Source organism: Brevundimonas sp. UBA6550 (assembly GCF_002434505.1).
In the GTDB taxonomy this organism is placed as follows: Bacteria; Pseudomonadota; Alphaproteobacteria; order Caulobacterales; family Caulobacteraceae; genus Brevundimonas.
In genome coordinates this window covers 1-16,935 of sequence record NZ_DJKE01000001.1, presented here as the reverse complement: position 1 = coordinate 16,935, position 16,935 = coordinate 1, and the positions used below count along the sequence as shown (strand labels likewise).

Annotated in this window: 15 protein-coding genes; 6 read left to right on the top strand and 9 right to left on the bottom strand. The window is 68.1% G+C overall.

Features of this window, described 5'->3' with window-relative positions; all coding sequences use genetic code 11:
- The first annotated feature begins 50 nt into the window (after positions 1 to 50).
- Together B3Z70_RS00075 and B3Z70_RS00070 are read left to right on the top strand one after the other, a co-directional pair.
- A complete protein-coding gene (locus B3Z70_RS00075) occupies positions 51 to 821 on the top strand; it encodes an SDR family NAD(P)-dependent oxidoreductase (RefSeq protein ID WP_292021535.1) in 771 nt (256 codons plus the stop codon).
- Entirely contained in the window at positions 811 to 1,737 is a 927-nt protein-coding gene (locus B3Z70_RS00070; RefSeq protein ID WP_292021533.1) for a lysophospholipid acyltransferase family protein, read from the top strand. Before B3Z70_RS00075 ends, B3Z70_RS00070 begins: the two co-directional genes overlap by 11 nt.
- Here the strand turns inward: B3Z70_RS00070 and B3Z70_RS00065 are convergent.
- The 5 genes from B3Z70_RS00065 to ileS form a co-directional block, all read right to left on the bottom strand.
- Positions 1,704 to 2,210, bottom strand: coding sequence for a response regulator (locus B3Z70_RS00065; protein ID WP_292021532.1), 507 nt, complete (start codon positions 2,208 to 2,210; stop codon positions 1,704 to 1,706). The genes B3Z70_RS00070 and B3Z70_RS00065 overlap by 34 nt on opposite strands.
- Positions 2,211 to 2,222: 12 nt before the next feature.
- Positions 2,223 to 3,086, bottom strand: a complete 864-nt coding sequence (locus tag B3Z70_RS00060) for a M23 family metallopeptidase (RefSeq protein ID WP_292021530.1) — start codon at positions 3,084 to 3,086, stop codon at positions 2,223 to 2,225.
- Positions 3,083 to 3,295 carry a DUF2093 domain-containing protein gene (locus B3Z70_RS00055; RefSeq protein ID WP_292021527.1) on the bottom strand — a complete coding sequence of 71 codons (213 nt, stop codon included), beginning with the start codon at positions 3,293 to 3,295 and terminating at the stop codon, positions 3,083 to 3,085. Before B3Z70_RS00055 ends, B3Z70_RS00060 begins: the two co-directional genes overlap by 4 nt.
- Before the next feature lie 40 nt (positions 3,296 to 3,335).
- Entirely contained in the window at positions 3,336 to 4,589 is a 1,254-nt protein-coding gene (locus B3Z70_RS00050) for a cation:proton antiporter (protein WP_292021524.1), read from the bottom strand.
- A gap of 201 nt (positions 4,590 to 4,790) precedes the next feature.
- Complete coding sequence (ileS, locus tag B3Z70_RS00045) at positions 4,791 to 7,706, bottom strand: isoleucine--tRNA ligase (RefSeq protein WP_292021521.1); 2,916 nt, start codon at positions 7,704 to 7,706, stop codon at positions 4,791 to 4,793.
- A 315-nt stretch (positions 7,707 to 8,021) separates the two neighbouring features.
- Between ileS and B3Z70_RS00040 the strand changes: the two genes are divergently transcribed.
- Positions 8,022 to 8,915 carry a hypothetical protein gene (locus tag B3Z70_RS00040; RefSeq protein ID WP_292021520.1) on the top strand — a complete coding sequence of 298 codons (894 nt, stop codon included), beginning with the start codon at positions 8,022 to 8,024 and terminating at the stop codon, positions 8,913 to 8,915.
- Between the two features lie 135 nt (positions 8,916 to 9,050).
- Here B3Z70_RS00040 and B3Z70_RS00035 read toward each other — a convergent pair whose 3' ends face one another.
- Entirely contained in the window at positions 9,051 to 11,930 is a 2,880-nt protein-coding gene (locus B3Z70_RS00035) for a M16 family metallopeptidase (RefSeq protein ID WP_292044326.1), read from the bottom strand.
- A gap of 192 nt (positions 11,931 to 12,122) precedes the next feature.
- On the opposite strand from B3Z70_RS00035, the gene B3Z70_RS00030 reads away from it, so the two are divergent.
- Positions 12,123 to 12,752: a DJ-1/PfpI family protein gene (locus tag B3Z70_RS00030; RefSeq protein WP_292021614.1), complete on the top strand. Its 630-nt coding sequence runs from the start codon at positions 12,123 to 12,125 to the stop codon at positions 12,750 to 12,752.
- Here the strand turns inward: B3Z70_RS00030 and hfaD are convergent.
- The 3 genes from hfaD to hfaA are packed head-to-tail and all read right to left on the bottom strand — an operon-like array spanning position 12,749 to position 15,388.
- Positions 12,749 to 14,008, bottom strand: coding sequence for a holdfast anchor protein HfaD (gene hfaD / locus B3Z70_RS00025; RefSeq protein ID WP_292021616.1), 1,260 nt, complete (start codon positions 14,006 to 14,008; stop codon positions 12,749 to 12,751). The genes B3Z70_RS00030 and hfaD overlap by 4 nt on opposite strands.
- On the bottom strand, positions 13,935 to 14,951 hold the full coding sequence (hfaB, locus tag B3Z70_RS00020; RefSeq protein ID WP_292021618.1) for a holdfast anchoring protein HfaB: 1,017 nt from the start codon (positions 14,949 to 14,951) through the stop codon (positions 13,935 to 13,937). The genes hfaD and hfaB overlap by 74 nt, the downstream gene beginning before the upstream one ends.
- The gene (gene hfaA / locus B3Z70_RS00015) at positions 14,948 to 15,388 is read right to left on the bottom strand and encodes a holdfast anchoring protein HfaA (RefSeq protein ID WP_292021619.1); all 441 of its coding nucleotides are present in this window, start codon (positions 15,386 to 15,388) and stop codon (positions 14,948 to 14,950) included. Before hfaA ends, hfaB begins: the two co-directional genes overlap by 4 nt.
- Before the next feature lie 119 nt (positions 15,389 to 15,507).
- Here hfaA and B3Z70_RS00010 point away from each other — a divergent pair, with 119 nt between their 5' ends.
- Positions 15,508 to 16,197 carry a rhomboid family intramembrane serine protease gene (locus B3Z70_RS00010; RefSeq protein WP_292044325.1) on the top strand — a complete coding sequence of 230 codons (690 nt, stop codon included), beginning with the start codon at positions 15,508 to 15,510 and terminating at the stop codon, positions 16,195 to 16,197.
- Positions 16,198 to 16,305: 108 nt separating this feature from the next.
- On the top strand, positions 16,306 to 16,731 hold the full coding sequence (locus B3Z70_RS00005) for a CBS domain-containing protein (protein WP_292021622.1): 426 nt from the start codon (positions 16,306 to 16,308) through the stop codon (positions 16,729 to 16,731).
- Positions 16,732 to 16,935 lie beyond the last annotated feature (204 nt).

Sequence of the window (16,935 nt, the reverse complement as noted above, 5' to 3'; positions counted from 1 at the left end):
CGGCTAGAGCGGGGCGATAAATATCCCCGCAGAAACATACGGGAAACGCAATGGAACTGTTCGATCTGACCGGCAAGGTCGCCATCATCACCGGCTCGTCGCGCGGAATCGGCAAGGCCATCGCCGAACGGCTGGCCGAACACGGCGCCAAGGTCGTCATTTCCTCGCGCAAGGCCGGGCCGTGCGAAGAGGTCGCCTCCGAGATCAACGGCAAATACGGTGAAGGCCGCGCCATCGCGGTTCCCGCCAATATCGCCTCCAAGGAAGACCTGCAGCGGCTGGTCGATGAGACCAACAGCGCCTTCGGCAAGATCGACATTCTGGTCTGCAACGCCGCGACCAATCCCTACGCCGGGCCGATGGCGGGCATCGCCGACGATCAGTTCGAGAAGATTCTTCAGAACAATGTCATCTCCAACCACTGGCTGATCCAGATGGTCGCGCCGCAGATGGTGGAGCGAAAGGACGGGGCGATCCTGGTGATTTCGTCCATCGGGGGCCTGCGCGGCAACGCCCTGATCGGCGCCTACAACATCTCCAAGGCCGCGGACATGCAGCTGGTGCGCAATCTGGCGGTGGAGTGGGGGCCGTCGAACGTGCGGGTCAACTGCATCGCGCCGGGCCTGGTGCAGACCGACTTCGCCAAATATCTTTGGGAGAATCCGGAGCTGCTGAAACAGGTCACCGAACCCGCCCCGCTTAAAAGGATCGGCCAGCCGGATGAAATCGCGGGCACGGCGGTCTATCTGTGCAGCCCTGCCTCGGCCTATGTGACCGGACAGACCCTTGTGGTGGACGGTGGATTGACGATTGCCTGGTAAGCGTAGCGATTGGCGACAGGATTTCGCCTGGCGCCTGGAAGCCTTCGGCTTTCAGGCGCTGTTCGGGTTTCTGCGGCTGTTGGGCGTGGAGCGGGCGTCCGCCCTGGGCGGCTGGCTGCTGCGCACCCTGGGGCCGCTGACGGGCACGCAGAAGACGGTGATCCGCAATCTGCGCATCGCCTTTCCCGACATGGATGAGGCCGAGCGCAACGCCCTGGCCCTGGCCCAGTGGGACCAGACCGGGCGCACCTTCGCGGAACTGGCGGTGATGGACCAGTTGACCCCCGAGGGTGGGCGGGTCGAGGTGGTGGGGCTGGAGCGGCTGCACGCCTTGCGCGATAGCGGCAAGCCGGCGGTGCTGATTTCCGGCCACCTGGCCAACTTCGAAGTGATGGCGGCGGTCATCATGGCGGCGGGCGTGCCGTGCCAGGTCACCTATCGGGCCGCCAACAACCCCTATGTCGACGCCCTGATCCGCAAGAGCCGCGAACGGTATGGCATCCGCCTGTTCGCGCCCAAGGGCGACGGGACGCGCGATCTGATGGCGGGGATGAAGCGGGGCGACTCCATCGCCCTGCTGGTCGATCAGAAATACAATCAGGGGCCGGAGGTGCAGTTCTTCGGCCAGCCGGTGAACGCATCCCCCGGCGCGGCGCGGCTGGCGGCGCGGTTCGACACGGTGATGCAGCCCCTTTCGGTGGTGCGCCTGCCCAACGCCCGGTTCCGGGTCACGGCGCATGAGCCGATCAGCGTCAGCCACAGCGAGGACAAGGCCGCCGACGTCCTGGCCGGGATCCAGGCCGCCAACCGCTTCGTCGAGGATCGGGTGCGCGCGCATCCGGTCGACTGGTTCTGGGTCCACAAGCGCTGGCCGGACAAGGTCTATGCGGCGCTGGATCGCCCCGCGTCCGTATAGCGCCGGAACGGCCCTTCGTAGTCCGCCAGGTCGCGGCGGCGGCGGCACGGGCCGACATAGTGTTCGGCCTTGATGAAGGCGCGGGGCCGCAGGATGACGGCGTTGATCCGGTCCAGCACGGCCTTGGCGGTGATCGGCTTGACGACGAATTCGTTCACCCCGGCGTCGCGCGCCTCATAGACGCGGGCGCGCTCGGAATGGCCGGTCATCATGATGATCGGCAGATAGGCGTTGGGGCTGTCGGGGCTGGTGCGGACCAGGCGGGTGAACGCGACCCCGTCCAGCGGGAACATGTTGAAGTCCACGATGGCCAGGTCGATCGGATGGCGACGCAGCAGGTCGAAGGCGGCCGCTCCCTCCTCCGCCTCCTTGACGTTGCGGATGTCGGCCGAGTGCAGGACGGCGGCGGCGATGGCGCGCATGTTCTGATTGTCGTCCACCAAAAGGACGTTCAGCGATTTCAGGGAAGACATCCGGCCCCTTCGTCAGGCGAGCGTTTTCGGCGCCTGGGCGCCCACCATCAGCGACGGGTCCAGATTGCGGTCGCGCCATTTCATGCGCCAGCACAGGTGCGGCCCCGTCGCGCGGCCGGTCATGCCGACGCGGCCCAGCGGATCGCCGCGCCGCACGCGCTGGCCCTGCCGCACGTCCAGCCGCGACTGGTGCAGATAGCAGGTGATCAGCCCCTGGCCGTGGTCGATCAGGGTCAGGCCGCCCTCGAAATGCATGTCGGGGCGCACGAAGGCGATGCGGCCGTCGGCGGGGGCGCGGATCACGCTGCCCTGGGGCGCCGCCAGGTCGATCCCGTAGTGGGGCCGGGCGGGCGTGCCGTTCAGGATGCGCTGGGCGCCCCAGGCGCTGGAGACGCGATAGCTGTCCAGCGGCCAGACGAAGCCGTCCTTGAAGTCGTCGGCGTCGATCCGGCTGGCGAAGCCCTCGGTCTTCAGGGCGATCTCGCGCTGGATGCGGGCCAGGAGCGCCGGGTCGCTGGGTTCGACGGTCGAGGGCGGCAGGCCGTTCACGCTGGTCGAGGGAAAGGCGTAGGCGGCGATGTCCAGCGCGCGCCGCGCCGAGCGGGCGCCGTCGGCCGACCGGACCTCGATCCGTGCGCCGGGGCCGGCGTCGCGGTCGAAGCCGATCACGAACAGGCCGGCGGCCGAGGCGGTGGTCAGGGCCTCGCCGTCCACGAAGACCAGGGCGCCCGGCGCGGTGAGGCCCAGCGCATAGCCCCCCTGACGCCAGGCCCCGTTCAGCGCCAACGGCAGGGCGTTGCGATCCTGCGCCCTCAGCGGCCCGGCGATCAGCCCGGCGCCGGCTCCCGCCAGAACGGCGCGGCGCGTGGCGATCATTTCGCCGCCGACTGAACGGTGATCTGGGCGGCGATGAATTCGGCGGGGCCGTAATAGGGCTGCTGGCGCGAGGGGCTCCAGTAGCGCAGGATTTCCAGCGGGATCGGCCGGTCCGTCACCGCGCAGCGCACGAAACGGCCCGGCTTCAGCACCGCGAACTCGCCGTCGCCATAGTGAAGAACGGCCTGGTCTGCAGCGGTCATGTCCATGCCCCGACGATAGCCCCGGCCCGCCCCGACGAAAAGAGCTTCAGGCCGAAGCCACCGCATCCGTGATCGGCCCGTCCGCGGCGGCGGGCCGCGTGGCGCCAGGCGGCGGGGGCTTGGGCCGTCCGCCCATCCGGTCGGTGAACAGGAAGACGAACGGGTTCAACGAGATCGACAGCAGGGCGGCGGCCAGGATCAGGTCGTGGGTCTCGCGACTCATGGCCCCCAGCGACACGCCCAGCGCCGCCAGGATGAAGGAGAATTCGCCGATCTGGGCCAGGGAGGCCGCCACCGTCAGGCCCGTGGGCCGGTCCAGCTTGAACGCCTTGGCGATGACCAGGGCGGCGACCGACTTGCCCACGATGACGATGCCCAGGACGCCCAGCACCGCCCAGGGCTGGCGCACCAGGATCATCGGGTCGAACAGCATCCCCACCGACACGAAGAACAAGACGGCGAAGGCGTCGCGCAGCGGCAGCGACCGCTCGGCCGCATTGTGACCCAGGGGCGAGGCGTTCATCACCAGCCCGGCCAGGAAGGCGCCGAGCGCAAACGAGTGGAACAGGAAATAGGCCAGCCAGGCGATGCCCAGCGCGATGGCCAGAACGCCCAGGGTGAACAGTTCGCGCGACTTGGTGTGGGCGATGCGGATCAGAAGCCAGGGAATGACCTTGCCGCCCACGACCAGCATCCCGACGACGAACAGCACGACCTTCACCAGCGTCAGGCCGACGTTGGTTCCCAGGGCGGCCAGGTCCGCCTGGGCGCCCGCCGGCGCCAGGATCATCGGCAGCATGACCAGGGCGATGACGATGACCAGATCCTCGACGATCAGCCAGCCCACGGCGATGCGGCCGATCTCGCCCTTGACCTGTTTGCGTTCCTCCAGCGCCCGCAGCAGGACGACGGTGGAGGCGACCGACAAGGCGAAGCCCATCAACAGAGCCTCGACATCGCCCAGCCCCAGCACGAACCGCCCCAGCCCCCAACCCAGGCCGGTGGCCGCCGCGATCTGAACCAGGGCGCCGGGAATGGCGACCTTGCGCACCTGCATCAGATCCTTAGGCGAGAAATGCAGCCCGACCCCGAACATCAGCAGGATGACGCCGATCTCGGCCAGTTGCGGCGCCAGTTCGGTGTCGGCGACGAAGCCCGCCGTATAGGGACCGACCACGATGCCCGCGACCAGATATCCCACCAGGGGCGACAGTCTGAGCCGATGCGCCAACATGCCGAACACGAAGGCCAGGACAAAGCCCCCGACCAGGGTGAGAATCAGGCTGTCGGCATGCGGCATCAGGGCTCCTGTCGCGGGCGGGGTCTCGGTTTTGGATTAGGCTTTGCAGTTGGGGCGCGAACGCGCGTTTGACAAGATGACGCAGTGTCGCGCGGCGGCGCTTTCGCGCAATGGAAGCGGAGGTGGTGGAGGGCTGGAGCCTCTCCACCACGCTCCGCGCGGTCCTCCTCCCACCGAAGCGGCGAGGGGGCGTCGCTGCGGTCAGGCGTGGGTCTGGTCCCAATGCCGAACCGCGTCGGCGTCGCGGGCCGAGAGGTCGGGGTAGGCGGGGTCGGAGCCGACGTCGGGGACGCGGCGCCAGGAGCGGGCGCATTTGGGGTGGTCGGCCAGGTTGACCGCGACCGTGATCGCTTCACCCCCCTCGACCAGTTCGGCGCCCGAGGTGCGGAAGATTTCCGCGGCGTCCAGACCTTCGAACGGCGCGAAGGCCGAGGCGGGTCCGGTGACGGCGGGCCAGGCGTCCAGGGCGCCGCCGATTAGCTTCTCCCGGCGGGCCGCTTCCAGCGATTCATTGACCACTTCGAGGACGGTGTTGATCGCGGACCAACGCTCGGCCTCGGCCGGGTTGCTCCACTCGGCCGGAGTCTCGGGGATCAACCGCGCGCAGTTCGTGCCGGCGTCGGGGAACCGGGTCGTCCACGCCTCTTCCATGGTGAAGGGCGTCAGCGGGGCCAGCCAGGCGGTCAGGCGGGCGAAGACCTCGTCCATCACGGTGCGGGCGGCGCGACGGCGGATGCTGTCGGGACGGTCGCAGTAGAGGGCGTCCTTCCTGATGTCGAAATACAGCGCCGACAGGTCGTTGGAGCAGAATTCCAGCACCGGGCGGACCACATCCTGGAAGCGGTATTCGGCGTAGGCCCGACGCACATGGGCGTCCAGTTCGTGCAGGCGGTGAAGAATGAATTTCTCCAGCGGCGGGAACTGGTCGTAGTCGGTCAGCCGCTCGGCCTCGTCGAAGCCGGCCAGGGCGCCCAGTAGATAGCGGACGGTGTTGCGCAGCTTGCGATAGGCGTCGACCGTGGTCTGCAGGATCTGTTTGCCGATCCGCTGGTCCTCGGAATAGTCGACCAGGGCCACCCACAGACGCAGGATGTCGGCGCCGGATTCCTTGATGACCACCAGGGGATCGGTGGTGTTGCCCCTGGATTTCGACTGTTTCTCGCCGTTCTCGTCCAGGGTGAAGCCGTGGGTCAGGATCGCCTTGTAGGGGGCGCGGCCGCGCGTGCCGCAGCCTTCCAGCAGGGACGACTGGAACCAGCCGCGGTGCTGGTCCGATCCTTCCAGATAGAGGTCGGCGGGCCAGTGTGCGGGACGATCGCCGACATAGCCGTTCTCGGGCAGGCGCGGGTCGAGCGTAAAGGCGTGAGTCGAGCCGGAATCGAACCAGACGTCCAGAATGTCTTCGATCTTCTCGTAGCGGGCCGGGTCATGGGCGCCCAGGAAGTCGCTGTCCGGCGCGGTGAACCAGATGTCGGCGCCGTGTTCGGCGATGGCGGCGACGATGCGGGCGTCGACCTCGGCGTCATGCAGGGGCTGGCCGGTCTGCTTGTCCATATACATGGCCAGCGGCGTGCCCCAGGCGCGCTGGCGGCTGACCAGCCAGTCGGGACGGCCCTCGACCATCGAGCGGATGCGGTTCTTGCCCGATGCGGGGTGGAAGGCGGTGTCGTCGATGGCTTGAAGCGCCGTTTCGCGCAGGGTGTCGCCGGACTTCAGCGGCTCGTCCATGCGGATGAACCACTGGGGGGTGTTCCTGAAGATGATCGGGGCCTTGGAGCGCCACGAGTGCGGATAGGAATGCTCCATCCGGCCGCGCGCCAACAGGTTGCCCGCCTCGATCAGCTTTTCCATCACCGCGCCGTTGGCGGGGCCGAACTTGCCGGTCTTCTTGCCTTCGGTTTCGAGGACTTTCAGGCCCGCGAACAGGGGGACATGGTCGTAATAGGCGCCGTCGGGATCGACGGTGTCGGGCACCTCGTGATGACCGTGGGCCTTCCAGACCTCGAAGTCGTCGGCGCCATGGCCCGGCGCGGTGTGGACGAAGCCGGTGCCGGCGTCGTCGGTGACGTGATCGCCCGCCAGCAGGGGCACGGAGAAGCCATAGCCGCTGTCCAGCGCCGCCAGCGGGTGGGCGGTCTCGAGGCCGGACGGATTGATGTCGTAGACGCGGGTCCAGGCGGCGATCTTGGCGGCCTTGAACACGTCCTCGGCCAGTTTGTCGGCCAGGATCAGGCGGTCGCCGGGCTTGGCCCAGGGGGCGAACTCAAGCCCTTCCTCCATGGCTGTGACCTCATACAGGCCATAGGCGATCTCGGGGCCATAGCTGATGGCGCGGTTGGCCGGGATGGTCCACGGCGTGGTCGTCCAGATGACGATGGATGGCGTGCTGGAGCGGAAGGCCAAGAGGTCGTCGGGATGGTCGTCGGACATGGCCGTGACCGGGAACTTGACCCAGATCGTGGGAGAAACATGGTCGTGGTATTCGATCTCGGCGTCGGCAAGCGCCGTGCGTTCGACCGGCGACCACATGACGGGCTTGGAGCCGCGATACAGCTGGCCAGAGTTCTTGAACTTGTGGAATTCGGCGACGATGGCCGCCTCGGACTTGAAGTCCATGGTGGCGTAGCGGTTGGCGAAGTCTCCGACGACACCCAGGCGGTGAAATTGATCGCGCTGCAGGTCGATGTATTTGCCGGCGTAGTCGCGGCAGGCGCGGCGGAACTCGTCCTTGGACACCTCGTCCTTGCGGCGGCCCTTGGCGCGGAACTGTTCCTCGATCTTCCACTCGATCGGCAGGCCATGGCAGTCCCAGCCGGGAACGTAGTCGACGTCGTAGCCCAGCAGGAACCGGCTGCGGACCACGAAATCCTTCAGCGTCTTGTTCAGCGCGTGGCCGATGTGGATGTCGCCATTGGCATAGGGCGGGCCGTCGTGCAGCACATAGAGGGGCGCGTTCTGCTTCTGACGCTCGGCGCGCAGGGTTCCGTAAAGGTCGCCCCACTGTTCCAGGATCAGGGGCTCCTTCTGCGGCAGGCCGCCGCGCATGGGGAAGGGCGTCTCGGGCAGGAAGACGGTGTCGCGATAGTCGCGGGCGGTGGATTCGGGGGCGTCGGCCATGGGTCGTCTCGGCGTATAGGTTGTCGTTCGCTGGTCTGTTCGCCCTGTCGCGCGTATCGCGGCTGTGGGGCTGTCGATCCCGGCGTGCACGGGGCCAGATGGCCCGGAAGCGCTACGCCGGGCGGCTAATCGAAATCAGGCGAAGAAGGACGCGGACGGTCATTGTGCGGGCGGTCTAGCAGACCGATGCGGCATTGCGCCATCCCGAAGCGCCGCCGCCATCAACGGAAACGAAAGGCTTTTGCCGTTTTGTGACGGCAGGATCGGCCGACATCTCGTTCAGCCGACACGATATTCGCTTGGGAGTTCCCGCCGATGCGGCTGCGGATCACGAAATGGATGCTGGGCCTGGCGGCCGGTCTGGCCGTGTCGGCCGGCGCCGGCGCGGCCCTGGCGCAATGCGGGTCGGGGTGCGAGCCGCCGCCCTGCACCTCATGCCAACCGCCCCCTCCGCCCGAGCCGCCCTGCGGCGGCGGCGGATGCGTTCCCGGCGGGAACCAGTGGAACAACAACGTCAACACCAACGTCAATGTGAACGTGAACGTCGGCGCGAACGCCAATGCGAACGCCGGCGCCAACGGCTACGCCAACGCCGGCGCGCGGTCGTATCTGAACGCGCGGGCGGGCGGTTTCGCGGGCGCCTATGGCGGGGGCGGAGGCGCGGCCTACATCAGCGTGGATCAGCCCTATCCGACCACGATCCAGGGGCTGGCGGTCGAGGGCATGGTCGCCCAGACCGTGCGCACCCCCTACAGCGCCTTCCGCAGCATGATGAAGCGCGTCGTGATCCAGGCCGTCTGCATCGACGACCGTCAGGTGCCGCACCCCGCATCGCAGGTGCGGCCGGACCGCGAGATCGCCGACGGATTCGAAGGCGAAATCTATCGCTGCCTGGCCGGAACCTGGCTGCAGGCGACGCTGGCGGACTATGAGGGGAATGTGAACTTCGACCACGGCACGACCCTGACCTGCCGCAAGCACGAGGCCCTGTGGTTCGGCAACGGCGGCAAGCTGGAATGCCGGCCCGAGAAGCCCGAGCGGGACTGCAACGAGCGTTCGCTGCTGCGTCGCTACGGCGCTGGGATCAAGATCCTGACGATGTATCGCGAAGAGGAATACACCGAATACCGCGAGGAACAGGTCGAGAGCGCGACCGTCCTGACCGGCGCCATCACCCTGGACGGCGGCGTCGGCGGCCGGGTGTTCTGAACGGCGGGTTGACGATCCCGTTCAGCCGCCGCTCAGGCGACGGATGACAGGATCGGATGCGTCGGCTCTTCGTCGACGATCCTGAAACGACTGGCCCCGGCCCGCGCGATGCGAGCCGGGGCCTTTTTGTTCGACCTACTGAGCGCCCTGGGCCGTGACGGTGGCGCGCCAGGCGGCGTCGGGCTTCAGATACTGGCGCGCCAGGGCCTGAAGATCGGCGGCGGTGACGGCTTCGAGGGTCGAGAGCTGGTTGCGCGTCTGATCCAGGCCCGCCGGATCGGACTGGGCCTGGGACAGTTGCGTCAGCCAATAGCCGTTGTCGGCCATGTTGCGGCGGATGCGCTCGACCGCCGGGCGACGGGCGCGGTTCAGTTCGTCCTCGCCGACCGGGTTGTCGCGCAGGTCGGCGGCGATGGCGTCCACCGTCTCGAACAGTTTGGGCAGGGCCGCCGGCGGCGTCTCGGCCGTCACGGCGATATAGCCATAGCCGGGGAAGACGTTCGACGAGGTGGAGCCGGCGCTGGGCGAATAGGCCAGCCCCTGCTTCTCGCGGATCTCGTCGTTCAGCCGCAGTTGCAGCACGTCGGACAGGATCGACAGCTGACGCGCGGTCTTGCGGTCGTGGACCTGGTCGGTGGTCGGCCAGGCGACGAAGCCCAGCGCCTGTTCGGCCGGGCCGGTGTGGTGCAGCTGGACCGGCGTGGTCGTGGGGGCGGGGAACTTGCGCTGGGCCGAACCGGCGGACGGCGTGGGAGCCGCGCCGCGCGCGGGCAGGGCGCCGAAGGTGGCGCCGACCGCGGCGATGACCGCGTCGATGTCCACGTCCCCGACCACGGTGATCTCCACCGGACCCTGGGCCAGGGCCGAACGGACCCCGTTTCGCACGTCGTCGATCTGGATGGCGGCGACCTGATCGGCGGTCGGAGTGGTTTCACGCGCGTCGCCGCCGGCCAGGAGGCCCGAGGCGTCACGCTGGAAGACGCCGCGCGGGGTGGCGCCCAGCTGGGCCAGGATTTGCGGGAACAGGGCCTTGGTCTGTTCGAACGGCGCGGCGCGCAGGCCCGGATCGGTCAGATAGGCGGCCAGAACCTGAAGCTCCAGCTGCAGGTCGGCGGGCTTGGTGGCGCCGGAGAAAACATAGGCGTCGGTCGCCTGATTGACCGAGGCGCTGTAGGTGCGGCCGCTGAGGACGCGGTTCATCTCGTCCAGGCTGAGCTTGCCCAGGCCGCCGGCGGTCAGGATGGTGCTGGCCATCGACACGGGCGACAGCTGGTCGGCGGGCAGACCCAGTTCGCCCAGGCCCGTCCGGGCGCTGACCAGAACCTGATCGGCGCGGAAGTCGGTCTTCTTGATGTTCAGCAGCGTGCCGTTCGGGAAGCGGACCAGGGTGGCGCCCAGATCGGCGATCTCGCTGCGGGCGGCCGGCTGGGCCGGGGCGCCGAAGCTGTCATAGGGCCATTTCAGCTCGGCCTCGGCGGCGCGGGCCTGGACCGGGGTGTTGCGCGACGCCTCCAGCGCGGCGGTGACGGCGGCCTCGCCGCCCTCGACCGGAACCGGAGAGCTGAACAGGACCAGCGGACCCTGACCCTCGAACACCGCGCGGGCGGCCTGGTCGACCTGGGCGACGGTCAGGCCGTCGACGGCCTTGTTGAACAGGTCCAGATTGGTCTGGGGCGCGCTGAAGACCTGATCGTCGTTCACCGCGCTGAGCAGGGCCGAGGCCAGGGTCGAGGTGGAGCGGGTGGCGGCCGACGCCACGGCGTTCTGAAGCGCGGTGCGGGTGTTGACGATCTCGCGCTGCAACTCGGCCTCGGTCACGCCGTATTGGGCCAGACGGCGGCTTTCCTGTTCGACCGTTTCCAGCGCGCGTTTCCAGCCGCCGGGATTGAAGGCGACCGAGAGAGTGCCGGCGTCCAGACTGTCGAACAGCGACTGATAGCCGGCGCCGGCCCCGATGAAGGGCGGGTTGTCGGCGCGGGCGATCTCGCCCAAACGGCGGTTCAGCACCGCCATGCCCAGGCCGCGACGGATGTCGGCCTCGCGCTCGGCCACCGTGTCGGGGTTCAGGTCGGGGGCCTTGATCCAGTTGATCTGGATGGAGGACTGGATGCCGGGTTCGACGATGATGCTGGTCTGGGGCTGGCGGGGCGCCACGACGCCCAGATCGGGCTCGGGGCCGTCCGGGGCCTTGGGCGTCCAGTCGGCGAAGGCGGCGCGCACCTTGGCCTCCATCGCGTCCACGTCGAAGTCGCCCACGGCGATGAAGGTCGCGCGCGAGGGGCGGTAGTAGGCGTCGTAGAAGTCGACGAACCGTTGACGCGGCGCGGTGCGGATGACGTCCAGGTCGCCGATGGGCAGGCGCTGGGACAGGCGCTGGCCGGGCGCCAGCAGGCCCAGCTGGGTCTTCAGCACGCGGAACTGCGGCGTGTCGCGGGTGCGTTCCTCGCCGACGATGACGCCGCGCTCGGAATCGATGGCGTCCGGCGCCATCAGGGCCGCCGACATCATCTCGCGCAGGATGTGCAGGCTGGGGTCGACGGTCTCGTCCTTGGTGTTCGGCAGCTCCAGCATATAGGCGGTCTGGTCGAAGCTGGTGAAGGCGTTGGTGTCGGCGCCGAAGGCCAGACCCAGCCGCTCCAGAATCCGCATCATCTCGTTCTCGGGCACGTCCTTGGTGCCGTTGAAGGCCATGTGCTCCATGAAGTGGGCCAGACCCTTCTGGTCGTCGCGCTCCATCAGCGAGCCCGCGTCGATGCGCAGGCGGAACGACGCCTGACCGGGCGGGGTCGCATTCTTCAGCAGGGCGTAGCGCATCCCGTTCGGCAGCAGGCCGTAGCGGACGGCGGGGTCGGCCGGGATGTCGCTGGCCGCCTGGGCCCAAGGGTTCGAAGGCGCGACCTGGGCGGTCGAGCCGGCGACGGGCGCCGCGCTTTGCGCATTGGCGATGGAGACGAGGCCGGCCGACAGGGCCAGGCCGGAAGCCGCGACGAGCAGCAGGCGACGCGCAGAACGCATGGAATCACTCCGAAACCGCAACCCCCGATGGCGCGACGATATCTGGAGTAGGGGAGGGCGCGGCAGGCGGCAAGCGCCTTCGGGGGGATGGTTGCCGCAGGCTGAAAACCGGCTGCGAAACGTCGATGTATCGGCTAGGCTGACGGTCTTACTCGCCAAACGACGCCGGGGCGCCGCTATCGGGACGTAGGGATGAAGATTGCGATTCTGACCTTCGACGGATTCAACGAACTCGATTCCTTCATTGCGGCCGGGATTCTCAACCGGATGAGGGCTAGGGGTTGGTCCGCCCAAATCACCTCGCCGACGGACGAAGTGACCTCCATGAACGGCGTGACGATCCGGCGCCAGCAGCCGATGCGTTTTGCTGAGACCGCCGACGCCGTGCTGATCGGCAGCGGGATCAAGACGCGCGAGATTGCGGAAGACGCGGACTTGTTGGCGTCGATCCGGCTGAATCCCAAGCGTCAGTTGGTGGGCGCCCAATGTTCGGGCACGCTTTTGCTGGCGCGGTTGGGGCTGATCGGCGACCTGCCCGCCTGCACCGACCTGACGACCAAGCCCTGGGTCGTGGAGGCGGGCGTGACGGTGATCGACGCGCCCTTCATGGCGCACGGCAATGTCGCTACGGCGGGCGGATGTCTGGCGTCGCAGTATCTGGCCGCATGGATCATTGCGCGGCTGGCCGGCGAGCAGGATGCGCGCGAAGCGATCCACTATGTCGCGCCCGTCGGCGAAAAGGCGCTGTATGTCGATCAGGGGATGGCGGTTGTCAGGCCGTTCGTCGGCAGCGCGGCCGGCGACAGGACGGCGGCAGCCTAGCCGCCCGGACGGCTGATGTAGAAGGTGGCGGTGTTGCCCACGGCGTTGGCGCCGACGACGGCTGTGCGGCCGGAGGCGACCGTGGCGTTGGCGTTGGCGGTCACATTGCCGCTGTTGGTCTGGGTGTTGGTGATGTTGACGTCGCCGCCGCATTGCGAGCAGGCGTAGCCCGTCACCGCATTGCCGACGGCATCGGCGCCGACATAGGCGTCATAGCCGTTGACGCCGACATAGGTGGCGGTCGCCTCGACCCCGCCGGTGTTCAGCTGGGTGTTGTCCAGCTTCAGATAGATGTCGTTGTTGCCGGCGACCGTCTCGTTGGCGACGCTGTGGGCCCCCAACACGGTCTGGCCCTGCAGGTTGGTCTGGACGCGCGCGTCCGAGCGAACCCGCCCCGCGTTGGACTGATCCACGTTAGCCAGCATGGAGCCGCCGGCGTTGGTCATGATCGCCTGATTGGCGCCGGCGTTGGCGCTGGTCGTCAGATCCCAGGCGTTGTCGACATAGACGTCGGTGCGGGCCTCGACGGTAGAAGGGGCGTTGGACTGGCGCACCGCCAGATCCTGGTGCGAGGCGCCGGTGGTGTTGGTCTGGACGACATTGGCCGCCGACTGGGCGGCGAAGACCGCGGGGGCGGGGATGTACTGCACATCCGCGACCGTCTCGGAAAAGACGGTGGTCTGGGCGCGCTGGTCGATGACGCCGGTCAGGGACGAGGAGGGGCCGCCCATGGCCACGGTGTTGGCGGTCGCGGCGCTGGAGGCGAAGCCGCCTTGCAGCATTCGGCCGGTCGGAGCGCGCACGACGGTCTGGGCGCGAACCTCGGCGCCCGTGGTCGATTGAGCGGCGTCCACGGCGAAGGTCGCGCCGTTGGTCGTGACGCCCAGATAGTTGCCGCGCGCCTGTGTGGTCACGCTGACCTGGCCGTCCGCTGCGCCATTCAGAGCGACATTGCCGCCAGCCCGCGCCGAGCCCGTCATGGTCTGGCGCGACACCAAGCCGGCGGACGCAGCCGTCACCCCGCCCGCGAGGGAATTGCCCTGGGCGCTGGTGGTGACGGTCAGCTGATCGACCGTCAGGTTCAGATCGACCTGGCCCGTGACGTCGCCGGACTGGGTCTGGCGGCTGAAACAGGCCTCGCCCAGAGCGGGATCGCAGGCCGGGGTCTGCTGTGCGCTCGCCTCAGTGGCGAGTGCGGCGAACGTCGCCGTCGCGGCCATCATGCCAGCGAGACGGATCGGCGCGGGTCTGGCCATTGTTCGTCTCCTGTGTGGGATAGGCCGGGTAATAGCCGCCGGTAGGACCGACGGTTGAGCCGCCGAGGGGATCGTTGGCGGGGTTGAGGCAGATTTCGGGGCCGGGCGCCCCATAGAGGTTGGCCATGAATTCGACCGTGGCGCGTTCGACCAGGGCGCGGACGGCCAGTTGCACCGGCTCCATCCCGCCGGTCCCGGCCGAGATGTCGAAGACGTTTCCGTTCAGGAAGTCGAAGACGCCGGCCGAAATCTCGCGGCCGATGATCTGCTTCTGATAGGAGACGACATCCACCACCTCCAGCGTGGTGGTCTGCACCAGGCGCAGGTCCATGGCGATGTTCATCACATAGACGCGGTGGTTCAGCATGGTCGAGCCGGGACGGGCGGAATCCACCTCGCCCTGGCCGATGTCGATGCCGCCGGAGCGGATGTTGTAGTTCACCTCGGTGATGCCGCCGACCACGTAGAAGTCCGAGCCCGGCACCTGACCGGCCAGGATGCGGCGGTACTGGGTGTCTTCCGGGCCCTGGGCGTCCGGCGCATTGTCGCCGATCAGCTTGTTGTTGGCGTAGCGCAGCTCAAGCTCGGAAACCGAGGTGTCGTAGCGTTCGACGATGCGCGCGCCGGCCTTGGCGAGGGCCGAGTTGGCCATCAGCGAGGCGCCGCCGGTGATCTGGCGCCCGCCGTCGGCCGAGACGGTGCCGGTGTAGTCGCTGATGCGACCCACGGCCATGCGCGGCGAGGGCAGGTTGTAGCGACGGGCGTAGTCGGCCAGGCAATAGAGGGCGGCCGAATAGGGCGTCGGATTGGCCGTCACCGGCGCATTGCCGATGGGGGTGGCGTACTGGCCCGACGGCCCGGCGACCGGGCTGACGCAGCCGGCCAGCAGAAGGGCGGCGGCGGAGGCTGCGGCCCCTCCCTTGATCAGATGGCGACGGCTCATGGCAGGTTGATGTTCCCGTTCAGGGCCGTGCCGGCGTTGACGGCGCCGGTGTTGGTCTGGTTCGAATTGACGATCACGGTGTTGCGGTTGCCCTGAACCACCACGTTCAACTGGTTGCCGATGGCGGTGGAGCCGCCGATGGCCGTGCCGCCGTGGTTGGACGAGCCCGCGCCCGCATAGGCCGAGGCGACCCCGCCGGACTGGCTGGAATAGGAAGAGGCGCCGGACTGGATGATGCCGTTGACGATCAGGCGATTGCCGTTGGCGTCGCGGGTCGAGCCCGTCGTGGCGTTGGTGGCCGCCGAACGGGCGCCGCCATAGCCTTGCTGAAAGCGGGATGCGCCGCCCGAGCCGTTCGATTGCGCGACGGCCGGAACGCTGGCCAGGGCCGCGACGGCCATGACGGCGGTGGTTAGGGAGAGCCTCTTGACGGGCACTGGTCGGTTCCTCGCGCAGACAGACGACGGACCCCCGTTCGGCGATCCGCATCGGACCCTTGCATTAAGGTTATTAAGAAGCGCTTGATGTCGCGAAATCCCTTGCGCATCTGTGGCTCATGTCAGACGCGCCCGGTCGATTCGAAGCTCCCCCGCCCGTAAGGCCGCCGCGCGAGCCCCTGTTCAATGTGCCGCTGGTCGCGCTGCTGATCGCCGCTTCGATCCCCTTGCTCTATCTCTTTCAGCGCGACCTGCCCGACATGGGCATGAGCATGGCCTTCGCCCCCGTCGATCTGGAAGAGGGGAGGTGGAGCGGGCTGCTGACCGCCATGTTGCTGCACGGCGGGTGGGCCCACGCCTGGATGAACGCCGTCGGCGCCCTGGCCTTTGGCGCGCCGGTCGCCCGACTGTTGGGGGATCGGATCGGGCCGATGGTGTTCCTGCTCTTCTATGTGGCGTGCGGCGTGCTGGCGACGCTGGGTTATGGGCTGATCCACTGGGGATCTGGCGCGCCTATGGTCGGGGCGTCGGGGGCGGTGTTCGGCCTGATCGGGGCGGCGACGCGGCTGATGGGCGTGCCGCCCGGCGGCGGCGTGCTGGCGCTGACCGATAGACGAGTGGTCACCGCCTCTCTGGCCTGGATGGGCGTCAACGCTCTGACCGGACTGATCGGCTTTGCGCCCGGCGCGGACGGGGCGGGCATCGCTTGGGAGGCCCATGCGGTCGGTTTCGTCGTCGGCATTCTGGCCATAGGCCCCTTGGCGCGTGCGTTCGGCCGCGGGGTGGAGCGCCGGCCCGCTCACGGCTGATCCCCGGTTTGCCTCTGCCGCCGGGTTGAGCGATCATCCGGCGCAGATGCGGCCCTGTCGCCATCCCGGCCCTGCGGTCGCTTCTCTATCGCCAGAGAAGGAGCCGCGATGTTCGTCGCCGAAATCCTCAAGACCAAGGGAAACGCCGTCTTCTCCATCGCGCCGGAGCGGACCGTGGCCGACGCCTGCGCAGCGCTGGAGGAGAGACGGGTCGGCGCCCTGGTCGTCTGTGACGGCGACCGGGTCGCGGGCGTCTTCTCCGAACGGGACGTGGTGCGCGCCCTGGCGGCGGACGGGGCCGCCGCTCTCAACCGGCCGGTCGCCGAATATATGACGGCCAAGGTGATCTTCGCCGAACCCAAGGAAGAGATGTCGGCCCTGATGAGCCGGATGACCGACCGGCGCATCCGGCATCTGCCGGTGCTGGAGGGCGAACGCCTGGTCGGCGTCATCTCCATCGGCGACGTGGTGAAGTGTCAGATCGCCGAACACGCCCAGGAGGCCGACAGCCTGCGTTCCTATATCGCCGGCTGAAGCGGGGGCGGCTGCCGGCGTGTGACGGTTTGACGACCGTTGTGTTGCCAGTTTTTTCGAGAATCCCGACGATTCTTCTTGCTGCGAAAAAGGGCTGCCCGTATAGGGCTGCCTCGCTCGGAAACGGGCCGGCCTGCGGGGCCTTGGGGACTGGGTTTCCGGGGTTTTCGAGGGGAAGAAAGAGTTGAAAAACTTCTTGCTTTC